This window comes from Pseudaeromonas sp. HNCC25DJ180, assembly GCF_055413345.1.
Genome location: NZ_JBVAYF010000025.1, coordinates 1 through 18,466, shown reverse-complemented (window position 1 = coordinate 18,466; position 18,466 = coordinate 1). Strand labels below are relative to the sequence as shown.

General features: G+C 56.3%; 14 protein-coding genes. 6 read left to right on the top strand and 8 right to left on the bottom strand.

Translation table 11 applies throughout. The annotated features are described in order from the left end of the window. Nucleotides 1-178: 178 nt before the first annotated feature. A complete protein-coding gene (gmhB, locus tag ACZYTD_RS17025) occupies nucleotides 179-754 on the bottom strand; it encodes a D-glycero-beta-D-manno-heptose 1,7-bisphosphate 7-phosphatase (RefSeq protein WP_463893874.1) in 576 nt (191 codons plus the stop codon). A 124-nt stretch (nucleotides 755-878) separates the two neighbouring features. Between gmhB and ACZYTD_RS17020 the strand changes: the two genes are divergently transcribed. From ACZYTD_RS17020 to ACZYTD_RS17010, 3 genes are all read left to right on the top strand, one after another. After that, nucleotides 879-2,987 (top strand): tRNA(Met) cytidine acetyltransferase TmcA, encoded by a 2,109-nt coding sequence (locus tag ACZYTD_RS17020; protein ID WP_463893872.1) that lies wholly within the window; start codon nucleotides 879-881, stop codon nucleotides 2,985-2,987. Nucleotides 2,988-3,093: 106 nt separating this feature from the next. Beyond that, entirely contained in the window at nucleotides 3,094-3,807 is a 714-nt protein-coding gene (locus ACZYTD_RS17015; RefSeq protein ID WP_463893871.1) for a response regulator, read from the top strand. Further along, nucleotides 3,800-5,167 carry an ATP-binding protein gene (locus ACZYTD_RS17010; protein WP_463893870.1) on the top strand — a complete coding sequence of 456 codons (1,368 nt, stop codon included), beginning with the start codon at nucleotides 3,800-3,802 and terminating at the stop codon, nucleotides 5,165-5,167. Before ACZYTD_RS17015 ends, ACZYTD_RS17010 begins: the two co-directional genes overlap by 8 nt. A gap of 242 nt (nucleotides 5,168-5,409) precedes the next feature. Here the strand turns inward: ACZYTD_RS17010 and ACZYTD_RS17005 are convergent, their stop codons facing one another. Next, a complete protein-coding gene (locus ACZYTD_RS17005) occupies nucleotides 5,410-7,089 on the bottom strand; it encodes an alpha-amylase family glycosyl hydrolase (RefSeq protein WP_463893868.1) in 1,680 nt (559 codons plus the stop codon). 198 nt (nucleotides 7,090-7,287) lie between these two features. Here ACZYTD_RS17005 and ACZYTD_RS17000 point away from each other — a divergent pair, with 198 nt between their 5' ends. Together ACZYTD_RS17000 and ACZYTD_RS16995 are read left to right on the top strand one after the other, a co-directional pair. Next, the gene (locus tag ACZYTD_RS17000; RefSeq protein ID WP_463893867.1) at nucleotides 7,288-9,012 is read left to right on the top strand and encodes an alpha-amylase family glycosyl hydrolase; all 1,725 of its coding nucleotides are present in this window, start codon (nucleotides 7,288-7,290) and stop codon (nucleotides 9,010-9,012) included. A 173-nt stretch (nucleotides 9,013-9,185) separates the two neighbouring features. Next, nucleotides 9,186-10,454: an O-acetylhomoserine aminocarboxypropyltransferase/cysteine synthase family protein gene (locus ACZYTD_RS16995; protein ID WP_463893866.1), complete on the top strand. Its 1,269-nt coding sequence runs from the start codon at nucleotides 9,186-9,188 to the stop codon at nucleotides 10,452-10,454. A 71-nt stretch (nucleotides 10,455-10,525) separates the two neighbouring features. Here the strand turns inward: ACZYTD_RS16995 and ACZYTD_RS16990 are convergent, their stop codons facing one another. Together ACZYTD_RS16990 and ACZYTD_RS16985 are read right to left on the bottom strand one after the other, a co-directional pair. Continuing rightward, the gene (locus ACZYTD_RS16990) at nucleotides 10,526-10,957 is read right to left on the bottom strand and encodes an Hsp20/alpha crystallin family protein (RefSeq protein ID WP_463893864.1); all 432 of its coding nucleotides are present in this window, start codon (nucleotides 10,955-10,957) and stop codon (nucleotides 10,526-10,528) included. An 86-nt stretch (nucleotides 10,958-11,043) separates the two neighbouring features. After that, nucleotides 11,044-11,661, bottom strand: a complete 618-nt coding sequence (locus ACZYTD_RS16985; RefSeq protein WP_463893863.1) for a LysE/ArgO family amino acid transporter — start codon at nucleotides 11,659-11,661, stop codon at nucleotides 11,044-11,046. A 93-nt stretch (nucleotides 11,662-11,754) separates the two neighbouring features. Between ACZYTD_RS16985 and ACZYTD_RS16980 the strand changes: the two genes are divergently transcribed. Next, nucleotides 11,755-12,675 carry a LysR family transcriptional regulator ArgP gene (locus ACZYTD_RS16980; RefSeq protein WP_463893861.1) on the top strand — a complete coding sequence of 307 codons (921 nt, stop codon included), beginning with the start codon at nucleotides 11,755-11,757 and terminating at the stop codon, nucleotides 12,673-12,675. A gap of 50 nt (nucleotides 12,676-12,725) precedes the next feature. On the opposite strand, the gene metF is transcribed toward ACZYTD_RS16980, so the two are convergent. The 4 genes from metF to ACZYTD_RS16960 form a co-directional block, all read right to left on the bottom strand. Continuing rightward, nucleotides 12,726-13,625 (bottom strand): methylenetetrahydrofolate reductase, encoded by a 900-nt coding sequence (metF, locus tag ACZYTD_RS16975; RefSeq protein WP_463893859.1) that lies wholly within the window; start codon nucleotides 13,623-13,625, stop codon nucleotides 12,726-12,728. A gap of 367 nt (nucleotides 13,626-13,992) precedes the next feature. Continuing rightward, entirely contained in the window at nucleotides 13,993-15,429 is a 1,437-nt protein-coding gene (locus tag ACZYTD_RS16970; protein ID WP_463893857.1) for an ABC transporter substrate-binding protein, read from the bottom strand. Between the two features lie 9 nt (nucleotides 15,430-15,438). Continuing rightward, a complete protein-coding gene (locus ACZYTD_RS16965; protein WP_463893856.1) occupies nucleotides 15,439-17,418 on the bottom strand; it encodes a methyl-accepting chemotaxis protein in 1,980 nt (659 codons plus the stop codon). Between the two features lie 381 nt (nucleotides 17,419-17,799). Then, the gene (locus ACZYTD_RS16960) at nucleotides 17,800-18,048 is read right to left on the bottom strand and encodes an Lpp/OprI family alanine-zipper lipoprotein (protein WP_463893855.1); all 249 of its coding nucleotides are present in this window, start codon (nucleotides 18,046-18,048) and stop codon (nucleotides 17,800-17,802) included. Nucleotides 18,049-18,466 lie beyond the last annotated feature (418 nt).

The following is an 18,466-nucleotide window of genomic DNA, read 5'->3' as shown; positions in this document are numbered from 1 at the left end:
GAAATCACGACGAAAAGAGCTGAAATATCACTTCAAAGGGTTAATCACAGTTAACCCCAAGCATGCCCACAGAGTTATCCACAATGAGCGGTAAAAACAACCTGAAAGGCCGGCGAGCCGTTCATACAGCGTAAATAAAGGAGCCCGAACTCGGCTCCTTATCCTTATATAGATATAGCTATCTGCCACCGGTTATTGTGGCCACAGCAGGAACAGCGTCAGCAAACTCCACCAAGCTGGGATATACATCGTCAGCAAGCGCCATCCCCTCATCGGTAAGCGGCTTGCCGGTACGTACCAATATTTTGTGGCCCACACCTGCGTTCACGGCCGCCTTCAAATCAGAGACCTTGTCTCCGACCAGGTAGGAGCTGGCCAGATCTATGTCCGTATATTTGGCCGCATCCAAAATCATTTCCGGCCCCGGCTTGCGACAGTTGCAGCTCTTGCGGTAGTGATCGCTCCCCTCACTAGGATGATGAGGGCAGAAGTAGATCCCATCCAGATCCACACCACGATCGGCCAACGACCAATCCATCCACTCGGTCAGGTTCATAAACTGCTCTTCGGTGAAATAGCCACGAGCAATGCCGGACTGGTTAGTCACCACCACCAGCAGATAGCCCTTCTGCTTTAGTTTCAGCAGCGCCTCTATTACCCCATCAATAAAGACGAAGTCATCAACCTCAAATACATAGCCGGTATCCACATTAATGACACCATCCCGATCCAGAAAAATTGCTGGCTTAGCCACGATCGCACCCCATCTACTGCGTTATTTGCGCCATTATATGCCATGACATTGAAACTGACTGCTGATCCCGCCACAGCCCACGCTAGAATAGCCAAAGAATAGGCTCAACCATCTGGATCTTGCCGTGCATACCCTGCTCTTGCCCCTTGAACAGCTTCACTCCAGTGGTGAACGTCGCTTGCTGCTAATTACTGGGGAGGCGCTCTGGTGTTGCCAACAGGCACAAAGCCTATGGCAAGAGCACGGGCTATGGCTGGGCGACGGACCGGAGGCGTGCCGCTCGCACCCACAGAAACAGGCACAACAACGACTCGGCAGTGAATATAGCCGCGTCGTTTTCAATGGTTACAGCGGAGTGCACCCGGATATGCTGGGCGCCTGTGGGGGCATGGTGCAGGCGGGCGGCCTCTTGATCCTGCTGATGCCGCCGCTGGCCAGCTGGCCACACTTCGCCGACCCGGATTTGATCCGCTATGTGGCGCAACCAGAGGACGCCGCAGCGTGTCACTCCTATTATTTGCAACGCCTGCAACATCGGCTCCTGGCCTCCCCCACGCTCTGGCATTGGGATCAACAGGCCGGCTGTAGCTTGCCTTCCCACCAGGACAGCCCCCCCTGGCTCCTGCAATCTGATGAGTGGCATTGCTTATCGGCGGAGCAGCATGAGGCGGTCGCGGCCATATTACAGTGCGCCCAAGGGCACAGGCAGCGACCACTGGTGCTAACCGCTGACCGCGGGCGCGGCAAGTCGGCGGCTCTGGGGCTGGCCGCCGGGCAACTGTTGCAGCAACATGCCACACAGGCCTTCACCATCTTGGTGACGGCCCCCAGCCAAGCCACGACGAACACCCTGTTTCGCCATGCCCTGACCCAATGCCCCTCTGCAACTCAGACGGCACAAGGGTTATGTCACGGGCGAGCCACCCTGCTGTTCTTCAGTCCAGAACGCGTGTTGAGTGAACGCCCACAGGCCCAGCTGCTGTTGGTTGATGAAGCAGCGGCCATCTCCACCGCCCTGCTCTCTGAGCTGCTAACGAGCTATCACAGAGTCGTATTCTCTACCACACTGCATGGCTATGAAGGCTCTGGCCGGGGCTTTGCCCTGCGCATGCATAAGGTACTGAATCAACTGACGCCGGGCTGGCATGCCTGCCATCTATCGCAGCCTCTGCGCTGGGCGGTTAGCGATCCCCTTGAACCACTACTGGCCGACCTCTTGCTCCTGAATGCCGACAATCCACTCGCCGAGAGCACAAGGACCGAGCCAGAGTTGTTCTGGTGCTCCCAGGCGCAATTAGCTCAGGATGATACGCTGCTGCGGCAAGTGTTTGGCCTGCTGGTGATGGCCCACTATCAGACCACGCCCAGCGACTTACGGCTCCTGCTGGATAGCCCGGATCTGGCCATCCTGTTGCTACGCCAGGGCGCGCAGCTACTTGGCGTCGCGTTAATCTGCCGCGAAGGAGAACTGGAGCCGGAGTTAGCCGCGCAAATCCACTCGGGTCATCGCCGTCCCCGCGGGCAACTGTTACCCCAGACCCTCCTGGCACACTGCGGTTACGCCGAAGCCGGCACCTACCGTTACGCGCGCATCATGCGAATTGCCATTCATCCGACCCGCCAGCGCAGTGGCTGGGGACGCCACATGGTGCAGCAGCTCAGTCAGTGGGCCCGCTCTCAGCACTTTGCCTTTATCGGTGCCGCCTTGGCTGCGACCCCCGAGCTGTTGCCCTTCTGGCGAGAGCAGGGCTTTTTGCCTGTCCGCCTGGGACTCTCCCGGGATCATGCCAGTGGCACCCACTCCGCGATTCTGCTCAAAGCCCTGCAACCGGAAGCCCAAGCCAGAGCGAGCGAGTGGCATAATGGGTTCGTACAGAGCCTGCCCCATTACCTGCCGCGCCAGTGGCGTATGCTGCCAACCGAGCTGGTGAGCCAGCTGCTTTCACCAACCGATCAACAGGCCAGTCTCTCTTCTCAGGAGTGGCAAGATCTGCACAGTGTGGCTTACGGCTTGCGCTCACCTGATCACGCCCTGCCAGCCCTGCAACGCTGGCTGGCAGTCGCGACGCCGCTATGGCTAACCCGCCCTCTCGCCGAGCGGGAGCTACTGATCCGCTATTTATGGCAGGGCTGGAGCTGGCAAGAGATAGCAGGCACATCCACCTCAGTGGGGCAGAAGGCTTTAATCCGCCAGCTAAGAGCGATCCTCGCCGCGTGCCTGCCCTCTGCCTGACTATTTAGTGACAATCCATGTCAATGGCCGGGGTTGCCACACTTTGCCACACATTTTTACCTCACCTCTTTATACTGACGAGAAGAGAGAGAGTTGAGGAGCCCACATGCCACCACACATACTGGTCGTCGATGATCACGCCGATATCCGTGACCTGCTCAAGCGTTTCTTAGAGCCACATGGTTACCGCGTCAGTTGTGCACGCGATGGCCGCGAGATGAAAAAGCAGCTGGAACACTCGACCATTCAGTTAATAGTGCTCGATCTGATGTTGCCAGGTGAAGATGGCTTGACCCTGTGCCGCGAGCTGAGGGGGCACTCGGCCATCCCCATCATCATGCTCACCGCCATGGGTGAAGATATGGATCGCATCATAGGGCTGGAAATGGGGGCCGATGACTATCTGGCCAAGCCCTTCAACCCTCGCGAGCTGTTGGCGCGCATCAAGGCGGTACTCAGACGGAGTGGTCACCATGTGGAGTCTGAGGATGAAGAGAGAGTAACCCGTTACCATTTCGAGCGTTGGCAGCTGGATCTGACTCGCCGCGAGCTGCTGGATGAACAGGAGGTGAGCATCAGCCTCTCCACTGCGGAGTTTGAGTTGCTGAAAGTGTTTTTGGCGCGCCCCAAACGGGTGCTCAGTCGGGATCAGCTCTTGGATCTGGCCCGCGGCCGCGAGGCCCAGGCGTTCGACCGAGCCATAGATACCCTAGTCAGCCGCCTGCGCCGCAAACTGGAGCGAGACCCCAAGAATCCTGAACTGATCAAAACCGTCTGGGGCGGTGGCTATATGCTCGCCGCCGAGGTAACCCATGATTAAACCCTGGTTGCCCCGCTCACTGACGATGCAGATCCTGCTGGTCGCCCTGACCGGTCTGGTACTGGCACAGATCCTCAGCATCCAGGTCTATCGCACCGAACGTAACGAAGCGCTGGGTGTGGTGAACAGCCGCTTCGCCCTGCTGCGTATCATCTCGGCGGTCCGCCTGTTGGGTGATACCCCAGCCGAACTGCATCCGGAAATTTTACGGGCCAGCCGCAGTGAAAATCTGATGCTGCGCCTGCAATCCCGCCCCTTACAGCCGCGAGAACGCCATCTGGGCTACGAGGCGCGGATCCGCCACGAACTGGACTACCCGAATGAGCTAGCCATCCTGGTCAGCGTGGAGCAAGCCGAAGGCGAGGCACCGCCCCCTGAGTTGCGTATGCACCAGAAAAACATGCCGGGGCGCCGTCTGCCACCACGCGATATTCGGCTCTATGGCACCATTCAACTTGCCAACGGCCAGTGGCTGAATTTCAGCTCCATGTCTGACCCTGAGCTGCCGGGCTGGTCACCACGCAGCATAGTCAGCCTCCTGGCGTTGGGCGCGCTGATCGCCCTCATAGTCACCTGGCTGCTGCGCCGAGCGACACGCCCCCTGCAACAACTGGCAAACCAGGCAGAAGAGTTTGGCCGCGGCCAGAACATTCCGCCGCTCGTCGAAAGCGGACCTCGCGAGGTGAGTGATACCCTGGCGGCCTTCAATCGCATGCAGACCCGGTTAAACCGCTTTGTGCAGGATAGAACCCAGATGCTGGCTGCCATTTCCCACGACCTGCGCACCCCCCTCACCAGCCTGCGGCTACGCAGTGAATTCCTGCCAGAGAGTGAAGACAAGGAGCGAATGCAGCAAACCCTGGCCCAGATGGAGGAGATGCTCAAGGCGACGCTGAGTTTTGCGCGGGATGATAACAACTCGGATCCCAGCCGCGAGGTGGACCTGGCGAGCCTGCTGGAGAGCCTGTGTGATGATTATCAGGATGCGGGTCGGACCGTGGAGTTTCAGGCCAGCGCGAAGCTGATCTATGCCTGCCGGCCAACGCTCATCCGCCGGGCCTTACAGAACCTCATTGATAATGCCCTGACCTATGCTGGCCATGCTCAGGTCGAATGTTCGTTGGAGGCCCAGCAAATCGTGCTGCGAGTGCTCGATTCAGGCCCGGGCATTCCTGAGAGCCAGCTAGAGCAGGTCTTTCAGCCCTTTGTCCGCCTGGATGAAGCCCGCAACACAGAGTCCGCCAGCGTGGGGCTGGGGCTGGCTATAGCCCGCACCCTGGTCCACCAGCATGGCGGCGACATCACACTGCATAACCGCCCCACCGGCGGGCTGTGCGCCAGTATTCTGCTGCCGCGTTAATCTCTATTACTTATTGAAATCACTGAAAAACAGGCATGAAAAAGGCGCGATAATCGCGCCTTTTGCTTACTTTGGCGTTCCACTCTGCGGGCAGTCTGAACATGGGCTTGCTCAAACCAAACAGCGTGGCCGCGGATAATAAGCACTGCCCCCTAAGGGAACCGTGACTTATATCCCAAATGTATCCCACTCATGCCTTATTGCCCGCATTAATGCGCAGAATACCTAGTGTTTTCTCGTTTTTACGGCGTAATACCGAAGAATCGCGCCGTCAGAGGAGCCAGCGTGACCTCATATTGATCGCCGACCAGAGCTATCTCGCCGCCGGCCAGCAGGTCGGTCAAGGCACCACTGCTCTTCAACGCCGCAGCACTCACAGTCACCACAGCCGGTATCGTCTTGGTGTTCAGGGCAAACAGCACATGATCTGTGCCCGCGTCCTTGAGTTCCAAATAAACGTTCGTATCGGTGAAGAGTGGCGTACGAGCACCATTGCGAAGCGCCGGATGGTCATCTCGCAGCTTCATCAGCTTAGCGACATAGTTTTTCAGATCCAACTGTGCTGCCGATGGCGTGAATCCGGGCGTCACATTCTCGATCTTGGCATCGGTGCGCGAGACATGATCATCACACTGCCCAACAACCGAGCAATTAGTCGTGACCTGGTTAGCAAAACCAGGTAACTCGTCACCGATCTCATCACCATAGTAGAAGGTGATTGGGCCAGACTTCGCGGCCATAAAGCTGAACATGCTCTTGTGACGCGTCCAATAGGCCTCATCGCTCGGGTTGGCCAGATTGCTACGCTGCAGCAGGTCACCGAAACGCACCACGTCATGGTTACCACTCATCAGGTTAGGCATCGCATGACTGGGGTAAACATCACCGTCGTTCCAGCTAGCATACAGCGAGGTTGCATCGCCTGTTTTGCCGCTCGCTTCCGCACCCAGTGCCTGCAACACACCATAATACAATGGGAAGTCAAACGCGGACTTCAGCGCTGGCGTTTCCTTGCTGCCGTAGATAGTGGAGACAAAAGACTCATCCCCCCACTGCTCGGCAACCATGTAGCCCAGCGTACCCCAGGTTTCACCCGCGGTTTTACGAGCCGCAGCGGCCGCTTCAACCGCAGTACGGATCTCATTCCACGCCGCATTCGGTACCTGGTAGGCCTGATCCAGACGCCAGCCGTCTATGCCATATTGGGTCACATAGTGGGTCGCCACCTCTTTAAAGAAGGCCAGAGAATCAGGCGCCGTATAATCGACACACGACTGGGTGCTACTTGGCGTGCACAAACTCGTCTTGGTCGTGGTAAAGGTAGGCTTGAGGCCATTGGGTGACTGGCTAACCACCCCCAACCCACTGGAGTGGCCAAACACCCCATCCAGTAACACATAGAGACCCTTGGCATGCGCCGTATCGACTAACTCCTTGAGCTTGTCGCTGGTGCCAAATTTGGGATCCACATTGAAATAGTCACAGGCAAAGTAACCTGTAGCTTCCAGTTTAGGATCGGCGGTACGACCCGCGCAGGAATCAAATATTGGCGTCAACCAGATGGCGTTGACGCCCGTGCTCTTGATGTAATCCAGGCTGTTGATGATGCCCTGCAGATCGCCCTTATGTTGGGAGGGACCATAGGCCACACTGTAGTTGATGGTGTCATCACCATTGACGAATGCCTCCACCATGATCTGATACATGCGCAGATCACAGGCCTTCTCTCCAGTTCCCTGTAAGCAAACCAGGCGGCTATCTTGCGCCCCGGCGGCTTGCTTCACGGTTACTGCGTGGGTAGTTGGCGTCGGTGCAGGGGCGGGTTCGCTGCCACCGGAATTACCGCCACCGCCGCCACACGCAGCCAGAGTCATGGCCACCAGCAGGGCGAGCGGCTTATAAACAAGAGAGAGAGATTTCATTCTGGCATTCCTTAAATTGTCGACACGCTATCAGCCATATTAATGACAGCTTGCATAATAGGTAGGAGTTAATGGTGATCGATTTGTTATCCTGCGACTGGTACCGTTTTCTTGCTGTTCTTACCTTGCCTGCTTACCGAGGCCGCCCCCAGACTCCTGACTTGCCGCCCACTCTGCATGGGTCATATCGGAGTCATTATGCGCCATTCCTTGATCTGCCCCCTGGGCACCCTGCTGGCCATCCTGGCCCTAACGGCGTGCTCAAGTGGCATCCCAGCCCCCCACAACCAGGCCTCTCTCCTTCAGGCTCACTCTGTCGCGATTAACCAGGCCGCCAAACCCAGGAACCACTACCTGGCTTGTTATCGGGGCGAGGCCAAACCAGAATGCAATCTACGTATCTACCAGATCATGGTGGAGTCCTTCATTGATGGCGATGCCAAAGCCAACTTCGGCACCGGCTATGGCACCAGTCATCACAAGGGCGATCTGCAGGGCATCATCAACAGCCTGGATTACATCCAGGGCCTGGGCGTCAACGCCATCTGGCTGACCCCCATCTTCGAGTCCAGCCCCATAGCGGGTCAGGATCCGTATGCCAATCGCCTGGATGCCACCGGTTACTTTACCAGCAACTACTTCGCCATAGACCCGCGCTTTGGCACTCTGGAGCAGGCCAAAACCCTGGTAGATGAAGCACACAAGCGCGGCCTCTATGTCTTCCTGGATGGGGTGTTTGGCCACTACAAAGAGAATCTGGCCCCCTCGCCCAGTGGGCGTCTACCCAAACGTGGCCCCTGCTACGGTAGCAATGGCGCGACCTATAGCGGACCACACTGGGCCTGTGCCGATTATCAGGATCCGGCCACCCTGGCCTTCTTCGGTGAGGTGGCCAGCTACTGGATCAAGGCGCTGAAGATCGATGGCTGGCGCCTGGATCAGGCCTATCAAGTGCCAGTGGCCGACTGGAGCCAGCTCCGTCAACTCGTCCAGCAGAGCTCGAAACAGGTCACTTATCTCAATCCGCAGGGGCAAACCGTACACCCCTTGGCCTATATGGTGGCCGAGATCTGGGACAACGAAAGCACCATAGCCCGAACCGCCTACGGCACGGATGAGCAACCCACCCTCGACTCGGCATTTGATTTCCCGTTGCGCTATCGTCTGGTGCAAACCCTGGCCGTAGAGGAGGAGTATGCCAGCAGCAATCGCGGCAGCTTGCCAGCCACCACACTGGATGAGGGATTCAACACCTGGCGAGCCTATCCGGCTCATGCCATGCCCAATCTGATGCTGGGCAATCATGATCTGGTTCGTTTTGGCGATCTGCTGGAGCGTGGCGGCATGGCTAAGCCAGATGAGGCCAATTACTGGTTGCGTCATCAGGCGGCCTTCAGCTTCCTGGCCGCCTTCAGTGGCCCTATTACCCTCTATTACGGCGAAGAGATTGGCCAGCAGCTGCCAGGTTTTGCCGACAAGCAGAGCCGTGGCTGCATCGAGAAGGGCGTTTGTGACGACCATGTGGCCCGCACCAGCGGCCTGGTTGAGGGTGTGGCGCCGGAAGTGGGGAAAGCGGCCGCCCAACTTACGCCCGCGCAACAGACGCTGCGCCACTATCTGACCAAGCTGCTGCAGATGCGAGCGGCCCATCCGGCCCTCTACCGCGGCAGCCGCACCCACCTCTATGCCGATCCCCAACTCTATATCGACCGCAAGGATGCCGGCCAGGATCAGATCCTCTATGCCCTCAATACCCGAGAAACGCCAGCCGAGATCCAGTTGGCCGGCAAGCTGGTCGATCATGCCCCCAGGCTGGTTGACTTGTTGACCGGCGAAGTGCTGAGCCCGGATCAAGAGGGTAACTATCAGATAGCGGTACCCGCACTCACCGGCCGCTTCTTACAACTGCACCGGGCACCCTAAACTGAGCCCCATGCCCATGCCGAATCCCTAGGCATGGGCATAGGGCAGCACTTTTCTTACCCTTGGCTTAACTAATCGGAAAAAGTCATTTTATCCTGCCTTTACAAGCCAGCAGCCGAGGGCTAGATTCGACGCTTATCCGCCGAATTTTGATATTTAACAAGGATGTAACCATGAAAGACGCTACCCTGGCCCTGCACCATGGCTTTCAGAATGACCCCACCACCAAGGCCGTAGCCGTACCCATCTACCAGACGGTGGCCTATGAATTTGATAATGCCCAGCATGGCGCCGATCTGTTCGACCTGGCGGTACCCGGCAACATCTATACCCGCATCATGAACCCGACCAATGATGTGCTGGAAAAGCGTCTGGCAGCCCTGGAGGGCGGTATTGCAGGCCTGGTGGTGTCGGCAGGTAGTGCCGCCATCTACTATGCCATTCAGACCCTGACCCAAGCCGGCGACAATATTGTCTCAACACCCCAGCTCTACGGCGGCACCTATACCCTGTTTGCCCACATGCTGCCGAGCTTCGGTGTCGAGGTTCGTTTCGCCAAGGATGACTCCCCCGAGTCGATTGCCGCGCTAATTGATGACAAGACCAAGGCGGTCTACGCCGAGAGTATCGGCAACCCGGCCGGCAATATTGTCGATATCGCTGCCTTCGCCGACGTGGCCCACGCCCATGGTGTACCTCTGGTGATAGATAACACGGTAGCCACCCCTATCCTGTGTAAACCCATAGAGTTTGGTGCCGATATCGTGGTGCACTCCATCACCAAGTATGTGGGCGGCCATGGCAACTCCCTGGGCGGCGTCATAGTTGACTCCGGCAAGTTCCCTTGGGCCGAACACAAGGAGCGCTTCCCGGTATTCAGCAATCCGGAACCCTCCTACCACGGCGTTGTGTATACCGAAGCCTTTGGCCCCGCCGCCTTCATCGGTCGTGCCCGCACCGTTCCCTTGCGCAACACAGGCGCCGCCCTGTCGCCCTTTAACGCCTTCCTGCTGCTGCAAGGGCTGGAAACGCTGGCCCTGCGCATGGAGCGTCATGTGGAGAATGCCTTGGCGGTGGCCCACTATCTGCAAGATCACCCCAAGGTGGCCTGGGTCAGTTATGCCGGTCTACCGGATCACCCCCACCACGCTCTGGCGCAAAAATATATGGGTGGCAAACCCTCCTCCATCCTCTCTTTCGGTTTGAAAGAGGGGTATGAAGCCGGAGTGCGTTTCTACGATAACCTGAAGATTTTCAAGCGCCTGGTCAATATCGGTGATGCCAAATCACTGGCCTGCCACCCGGCATCGACTACCCACCGTCAACTCAACGCCGTCGAACAGGCCAAGGCTGGCGTCAAACCCGAAATGATCCGCCTCTCTGTCGGCATCGAAGCCATCGAAGACCTGCTGGCCGACCTGGATCAAGCCCTGAACGCCTGAACCCAATCGCCAAGCAGCAGCAACGACAGAGGCATCCCTTGGGATGCCTCTGCTTTTACCCACACGGATGACTACTTGATTTCAATCTCCATGGACTTCTCTTCAGGCAAGGCCGTCTTGACCATATGGATATAGAGCATGCCATCGCGGAAGTGGCCTGTGATATTCTCTGGCCGCACATCCTCAGGCAGGCTGAAACTACGGCTGAAACGACCATAGAACCGCTCCATCCTGTGCTGCTTATCATCCTGGTTTTCCAGCTTACGCTCGCCGGTTATGGTCAACAGACCATTGCTGACCGCCATGTGCACATCTTCCTTGCGGATCTCGGGGATCTCCACCTTGATCTGATACTCCTCGTCATTTTCCAGAATATCCGCCGCCGGCAGCCAATCATTGCTGGTGATCGCCTCACGCTCACCCAAACGGGTCAACATGCCTCTGTGATAGTCACGAAACCAGTCATCGAACTCCCGAAATGGGTTCCATCTTTCGAGTTTCATAGATGCCTCCTTCGCTGTGTTGATGCACCGTCTCACTCTTTAAGTATGGTTTATCTGCTGGTTTTTTGAGCGACCGTTCACCCTTTTCAGCCCAATAGTGACCACAACAGGGATGTGGCAACCCCCCACATGATGAGCGCAATCAGACCATCGATCGCCCTCTGCACCTTGACCAAAGCCAGCCAGGGTGCCAGATGCGCCGCCAATAGTGCCAAGCCATAGAACCAGCATGTGGAGGCCAGCACAGCACCCAAGGCAAATGCGGGCTGCAGGGCAGGGGAATAACCACTGGCTACCGAGCCCAGGATCATGACGGTATCCAGATAGACATGAGGGTTGAGCAGCGTCACCGCCAAGGTGGTCATTATGATGGCCAGGCGCCCCTCTGCCCCCCCCTGGGCCTGCAAAGAACGTAGACCGCCGCGCCAGGCGGCCAACCAAGAACGCCCCCCATACACTAGCAGGAAAGCGATGCCTCCCCAGGTCAGCAACGCCTGCAACCAGGGGATACTGCCAAGCCAGCGCCCGCCGCCAAACACCCCGAGCAGGATCAGCAGCAAATCGCAGCACAGGCAGAGGGTGGCGACCAGCAGATGGTGCTGGCGCCGAATGCCACGACTGAGCACATAGGCATTCTGCGCCCCAATCGGCATGATGAGACTCGCCCCTACGATAAACCCTTGCACGACAGGTAACAGCCCCATGGTTTCTCCTCATTGACCTTGTCTGCGGCCAAGAGTAGGAGCATGCTCACCTTAAGTAAAACTAATCATTTTAATGGCTCATTAGACTAATTTATGTCGATACGTCAATTCCCACTCGACTACAAACTGCTCCATGCCCTGGATGTGGTCGTACGCGAACAGAGTTTCGAGCGTGCGGCCAAGGTATTGGCTCTCACCCAATCAGCCGTATCCCAGCGCATCAAGCTGCTGGAGCAGACGATGGCCCAGCCCCTGCTGATCCGTACCACACCGCTGACCCCTACCCCAATAGGCCAGCAGCTGCTTGGCCACTACCGCCAGGTTAATCAACTGGAGCGGGAGTTATTGCAGCAAGTGTCACCGGAGGGCTCCGACCTACCACTCACCATCAGCATGGCCGTGAATGCCGATAGCCTGGCTACCTGGTTTTTACCCGCACTGGCTCCCCTGCTGGCCACCCACCCCATAGCACTGGATCTGCGCATTGATGATGAGACCCGAACGCTGGAGCGGTTACGGCAGGGCGAAGTATTTGGCGCCGTCAGCTGCCTGGCGAAGTCCCTGCCGGGGTGTCATGCCGAGCCTCTCGGGGTGATGGAGTATGTGCTGGTCTGCTCCCCCACCTTTTATGACAAACACTTTGCCCAAGGCCTGACACGTGACAGCCTGAGCTCCGCTCCCGGGGTGGCCTTCGATCAACGAGATGACATGCATGTGAGCTATATGCAGGAGTGCTTTGCGCTACCGGCCGGCAGCTACCCCTGCCATACGGTGCGCTCCTCAGAAGCCTTCATTGCCTTGGCCAAAGCTGGGGTGGCCTATTGCCTCATCCCTCGCCTGCAGATCCTGGATGAACTGGCCAGCGGGCAACTGCTGGCGCTGACAAGCCCCCCCCTCTATCGCCATCTCTACTGGCATCGCTGGATATTGGAGCGCGGTCTCTATCAACAGATCTCCAGCGCCCTACTGCAATATGCACGGGCCCACCTTCCCCAGCAGGAAGCTAGCCCATAGAAACGACAACGCCCTCGATTGAGGGCGCTGGAGGATAAACGAGCGAATAGTTAGCCGACGTGCGGACGCACACCCAGAGTGTGGCAGATAGCGTAGGTAAGTTCGGAGCGGTTCAAGGTGTAGAAGTGGAAATTCTTTACCCCCTCCCGGGAGAGGACGCGCACCATGTCGATGGCCACGCTAGCCCCAAGCAGATTACGGGTGGTCTGGTCCTCATCGGCTATGCCGCTAAAACGCTGATGCAGCCAACCCGGGATCTTCACATTGGTAAAACCGGCAAACTTCTGCAACGTCTTGTAATTGGAGACAGGCAGTATGCCCGGTATGATTTCCGCCTCGATGCCCACGGCGGCGCAACGATCGCGAAAACGCAGGTAGCTCTCCACATCGAAGAAGAATTGCGTGATGGCGCGGTTAGCACCGGCATCAATCTTGCGCTTCAGATTCAGCAGATCCGCTTGTGCACTCTTGGCCTCGGGATGCCCCTCAGGATAAGCCGCCACCGAGATATCAAAATCGGCCACCTCTTTGAGCAAGCTCACCAGATCGGCGGCATACATTTCGGGACGCTCTGTGCTCCCTGGCGGTAAGTCACCACGCAGGGCCACAATATGGCGAATACCATTCTCCCAATAATCCTGGGCAATCTGTCGCAGCTCATCACGACCCGCATCGATACAGGTCAGGTGCGGGGCGGCGATGAGCCCGGTACGCTCCTTGATATCCTTGATCACCTTATGAGTGCGATCACGGGTGCCCGAATTGGCACCGTAGGTGACGGAGACAAACTTGGGAGCCAGAGTCCGCAGCCGCTCAATGGAGTTCCACAAGGTCAACTCCATGGATTCGGTGGTCGGCGGGAAAAACTCAAACGATACGCCAATGTCACCATTCAGATCCGCCAGACTCTGATTCAGAACCTCTACCTGGCGTGCGCTGTCAAAACTCATGCTCTTCTCCTTTCCGCTGGCTCATTGCCTCAGACCAGCAATCCTATCACTCAATGGATGTTTGGACGTCTAAATGTCCATACATCTTGTCTACTTCATGGCTTACTGTCAACTTGCATTTGTCAGCAGCCACTACCCATCAACAGCCGGTTATGCCAACTAATTTGGCCACGGCAAATCAATCACCCAACCAGTTCGCCACTAAGCGGGGCATCAAACCACAGTAATAGACAAACACCACCGATCTCTCTGGCTTCATCCGCGGCAGAATAGGCGCATTGCTCTGGCTGGCTGCCAGCATGCCGCTAGCCAAAGCAGATTACTAGCCCAAAATGAATCAAGGGGCCTAGGCCCCTTGATTCTTGCTTTACGGTGCGGCTGGCGCACCACTCGTCGCCTCTTGCAGTATCGCCTCTTCGGCCGCCTGCAGCGCGGCGCTACTCGGCGCAGTAAGCGAAGCGGCGGGAGTCGTGGCTGCGGCACCACTGGTTGTTGCGGACGCAGCAGACGTCACGGCGGGCAAGAGCGGCGCAGCGGCAGAGACACAGGCGACAGGCGCCGAGGCGACGCCCTGCTGCTGGGCTGGGTACCAAGCCTGCAGCCCCTGCTGTAAACGCTCAGCCGCGGCCAGAGGCGTCATCTGACCTAACACCACAGCCTGAGACACCTCACTCAGCTCACGGGTCAGTGATGGTTGACCACGAGACAAGAACTGCGCGGCCACGCGAATGGTGGAATCGCAGGTGTCACGCCATCCCATCATGGTACTGGCGACCGGATTCTTCAGCTCAAAGAAATGATTAGAGAGTGAGAAGAAGCCAGGCACCGAGTTGGAGAACAACTCAGCGAACTCGGCAGACGCCATCCACTCAACCAACTTCTGTGCAGCCTCTTTATTCTTGCTGGCCGCATTGATCGCAATGCCCATGTCCGTATGGTCGGTGAAGTAGCAAGGGTCCCCCTCCTTAGCCACAGGAGGAGCAAAAGCGCCAAACTTCACCTTGCCATCAAACTGGGTGATAGCCCAGGAACCCGCCACTATCATGGCCGCCTTACCCGAGGCAAAAGCCTCCACTGCCTGCGCCTCCGTCACTTCTGCAGGAGCAGGACCAATATAGGGCTGCCAGCGTGCCAGCTCGTCAAACACAGCCACATACTGTGGATCGGTGAAGCGCGCCTTGCCCTCGACCAGAGCCATACGTCCATCTTCACCATGCCAGTAGCTAGGCCCGATATTCTGGAATCCCAGTTCAGACACCACCCAGTTATCATGCGCGGCCAATGCCAACGGGAGGTAACGCCCATCGGCCTTCACCTTCTCCAGCACCGCAAAGAATTCATCGCGCGTTTTCGGTGGCGTCAGCCCCAGCTCTTTAAAGATATCCTCATTGAAGTAAAAACCCTGGATCACCGAGGCAATGGGCAGACAAAAGACCTGGGCCCCGGTATCCGTTTGCCAGGCCGCCTTGGCAAAACGGGGAAAGTTTGCCATCCCAGGCAGCTCGGTCAACTCAAGTAGGTGACCCTTTTGAAACAGCGTCAACGATTCATCATAGGGCAGGCAGGTTATCAAATCCCCGGCTTTACCCTCCTGTAGCCGCGTGAGTAAGGTTTGGGAATACGTGACTGAAGCAACGGGATCCAGGCGTACCGTGATATCAGGATATTTAGCTTGAAAACGAGGCAAGATCCGCTCTTTCCATAATGCAGCATCATCCACACGCCATGTTTCTATCACCAGCTCAGTGGCGGCTACAGAGAGACTCAACCCCAGGGCCAGTATGGCACTACCTAATTTCCACATATCTCTCTCCTACACCTTGAAACGCGCTATGAGTGCCTGCTGTTTGGCGGCTAGCCCCGCCAGAACGTCACTGCTGTTGGCGGACTCCCGCGATGCATATTCTGTCTCGTGAGCCACATCGGCTATGCCTGCTATATGCTGAGCCACTCCCTGACTGACCGAGATCTGCTCACCTGCGGCATGGGCCACCTGATCGGTGATCTCCTTGATTGCCTCCATCCGCTGGGCAATATTTTGCAGCGCCAGTTCAGTTTCTCGCGTCTGCTGTACACTCATGCGGGTTTGCTCATGGCTACGGCCCATGACGGTCACCACCTCGTTGCTGCAAGCCTGCAGGTTGTGGATCATCGACTGGATCTCCTCAGTCGATTGCTGTGTCCTGGTCGCCAATGCACGCACTTCATCCGCTACCACGGCAAAACCACGTCCCGCATCGCCAGCACGAGCCGCCTCAATGGCAGCATTGAGCGCCAGAAGGTTAGTCTGGTCGGCAATACCCCGGATCACATCAAGAATGCTACCAATATTACCGCTGAAGCCATCCAGTTTATGGGTAATGGTAACGGCCTGCTCAATCTCAGCAGCCAGCAGTTCAATACCTTGACGGTTATGAATAACCAAATTGCGACTCTTTTGTGCTTCGGCATTGGCCGAGTCCACTTCACTACGCGCATGCTCAGTCGAGCGCGAGACTTCGGTTGCACTCACTTCCAGCTCGGAAATAGCCGCCGCGACCTGATCGGTCTGACTCTTCTGCTCCTGCACCCGAGCCATGGCGCTGTCACTGATGGCCGCGGTTCTGTCGGTCTCTCTCACCAGATGCTCGGACCCATCACGAATCTCAAGCAGTAACTGGTCGGTATTGTGTGCCAATTGATCTACAGAACGAGCCAGATCCCCAAATTCGTTCTGAACCTGGTAGTTAACACGCCGCGTCATGTCGCCTTGTGCCATCAGAGCCAGCTCACTGTTGATCCGCGCCAGGGGTAATTGAATACTGCGAGCCGTACTCCAGGCAATCAAGAGCGCCGCAGCCACAGAGAATGCCGCCATGGCCACAATCCAGAAGATAGCGCTCTTTACCGCTTCATCAGCGCTGAGTCTATCCGCTTGCATGTTGTGATTGCTCATTGCAATCAAATTGCTCAGGGATGAGCCAATCTGCGTAGTTAAGGCATCCTGCTCAGCTTGAACCTGGATGAGTGCCGCACTGATGGTCTGATTGCGCACAAGCGCCTTGATAAGCCCGTTCGGCCCAAAGGCCAACTGTTGAATGCGCTCAACATTGCGATTAAAGCGAGCCTTCACATCATCAGGTACGGCTATCATGGCCAGACGTTTATTGGCTATCTCGATATCCTTAGCCAATACGCGCTCCTGCTCTACCAGATCGGTATTCTTGTCCGTCCGCTGGATGAGCTTGATGTCCCGCGCTATACCACTGGCGATCAACTCAGCCTTGTTCTGCAAGGAACGTTGGCCCGCCGTGAAGTGCAGCAGCAGATCGGCAGCGGAACGATAGGTGTCTTCTAGGTGCAAAAACTCACTGCGCATCTGGAACAGCTTACCTCCCAATGCCACTTCTTCCTCGTGCAGTGCCATTAGCTGTTCAGATACGACAAACAATTTTTCCGCGCCGACTTTTATCTGCGCCAGCTCCTGCTTCCCACCCTCATCCATAGAAAATGCGGAAAAGACCTGCAGTTGCTGAGAATAAAGGCTCTTATTCTTGTCGTAAGCCTGACGATAACCAGGCAACGATTTCGACTCCCAACTTCCCAGGTGCGCAATGCTGTCCCGGTTCGCGGCTAATAGTGTCTCTCGCAATCGACTGGCGGTCAGCGTCAGCGGGGTTGCCTCTTCTGTCACTTGCTTGAGTTTGCTGTGGATGTTTGAGGTTTTCAGGTAACTGATCGCCCCGAGGATTAGGAGTAACAACAAGAGCAAGGCAAAACCCGCCTTGATGCGTTGCACAATTGAAAGGGTCATCACTTCTTCCCTTGGGTAATGGAGGTTGGCGTGGAATATTTCAGCTAACAAACGATCTTGCAAACGATTTCAGCTCCTCATGTGATACAGCAACCAACTCGCACACAGAGCACATCTGAAGTGTAGACAATTCATTACCGCTTGCTGAACTCGGAGCCGTTAACCAAGCCACAAAAAGCAAAACAACACACTCGACCAGGAATCAGCTAATACAGAGCCATAGTGGAAAGACGCAAATACTAAAAAGTAACTGAATTGAGCAAAAGAGAAATGAAATAGAGAAGTAACGCGGGATAACTAAATCAGATAAAGCAGAGAGGTAATGCGGGCAGTCTGAGGAAGAAAGATAGTGGCGCAGCAAACTGCGCCACTACTGACTCATTACTTCTTGTAATGAGTAGCCATGTTGTCCAAACGTTGGTTTGCACGGATGGCTTCAGATTTGGCTTCTTGCACGTCGGAGGCCAGCTTGCTTTGTTCAGAACGCAGCGCGCTAACTTCACCAGCCAGTTGATCAACCTTAGTGGTCAGGCCTTGTACGTCTGCAGTCAGTTGGTCATTGTTAGCACAACCAGCCAGCAGAGTAGAGCTCAGTGCAATGGTACCCAGTAAAACTTGAAATTTGTTCATTGGTATAACTCCCTGTAACTTGCGAGATATAAGGCAAGCCTGTGCAGTATGGCACAGATTATTCCCAATAGAAGCCCTTTTTTTACTTTTTACCTCTTGAAATCATACGAAAAAATTGCATAGGGCGCCTAACGACCTAGATTTGCTTATATCGTGACAAGTTTGATTATGAATTAAACAAGTCAAGCTGCACTTTTTCATACCCAGGCACCGTAAAATCAACATGAAAACGGAGAACCTAGTACGCTATGACTATGCTGACAGGGCTCAGCATGGGCCATGCTCGGTATCCATAACCCAGAGCAAACTCAACGACCGAGCAACAAGAGATAGCATGTACGGGAGTAAGAGGATAGGCAGGTAAGCCTAAAAAGAGGCAAAATCGTAAAATAACCCACTATCAAGCGGTGTTCACTCG

Excerpts from the sequence above, each read along its gene's own strand:
- ACZYTD_RS17015 (WP_463893871.1), top strand. The coding sequence starts at position 3,094 with ATGCCACCACACATACTGGTCGTCGATGATCACGCCGATATCCGTGAC.
- ACZYTD_RS17010 (WP_463893870.1), top strand. The coding sequence starts at position 3,800 with ATGATTAAACCCTGGTTGCCCCGCTCACTGACGATGCAGATCCTGCTG.
- ACZYTD_RS17005 (WP_463893868.1), bottom strand. The coding sequence starts at position 7,089 with ATGAAATCTCTCTCTCTTGTTTATAAGCCGCTCGCCCTGCTGGTGGCC.
- ACZYTD_RS17000 (WP_463893867.1), top strand. The coding sequence starts at position 7,288 with ATGCGCCATTCCTTGATCTGCCCCCTGGGCACCCTGCTGGCCATCCTG.
- ACZYTD_RS16995 (WP_463893866.1), top strand. The coding sequence starts at position 9,186 with ATGAAAGACGCTACCCTGGCCCTGCACCATGGCTTTCAGAATGACCCC.
- ACZYTD_RS16990 (WP_463893864.1), bottom strand. The coding sequence starts at position 10,957 with ATGAAACTCGAAAGATGGAACCCATTTCGGGAGTTCGATGACTGGTTT.
- ACZYTD_RS16985 (WP_463893863.1), bottom strand. The coding sequence starts at position 11,661 with ATGGGGCTGTTACCTGTCGTGCAAGGGTTTATCGTAGGGGCGAGTCTC.
- ACZYTD_RS16980 (WP_463893861.1), top strand. The coding sequence starts at position 11,755 with ATGTCGATACGTCAATTCCCACTCGACTACAAACTGCTCCATGCCCTG.
- metF (WP_463893859.1), bottom strand. The coding sequence starts at position 13,625 with ATGAGTTTTGACAGCGCACGCCAGGTAGAGGTTCTGAATCAGAGTCTG.
- ACZYTD_RS16970 (WP_463893857.1), bottom strand. The coding sequence starts at position 15,429 with ATGTGGAAATTAGGTAGTGCCATACTGGCCCTGGGGTTGAGTCTCTCT.
- ACZYTD_RS16965 (WP_463893856.1), bottom strand. The coding sequence starts at position 17,418 with ATGACCCTTTCAATTGTGCAACGCATCAAGGCGGGTTTTGCCTTGCTC.
- ACZYTD_RS16960 (WP_463893855.1), bottom strand. The coding sequence starts at position 18,048 with ATGAACAAATTTCAAGTTTTACTGGGTACCATTGCACTGAGCTCTACT.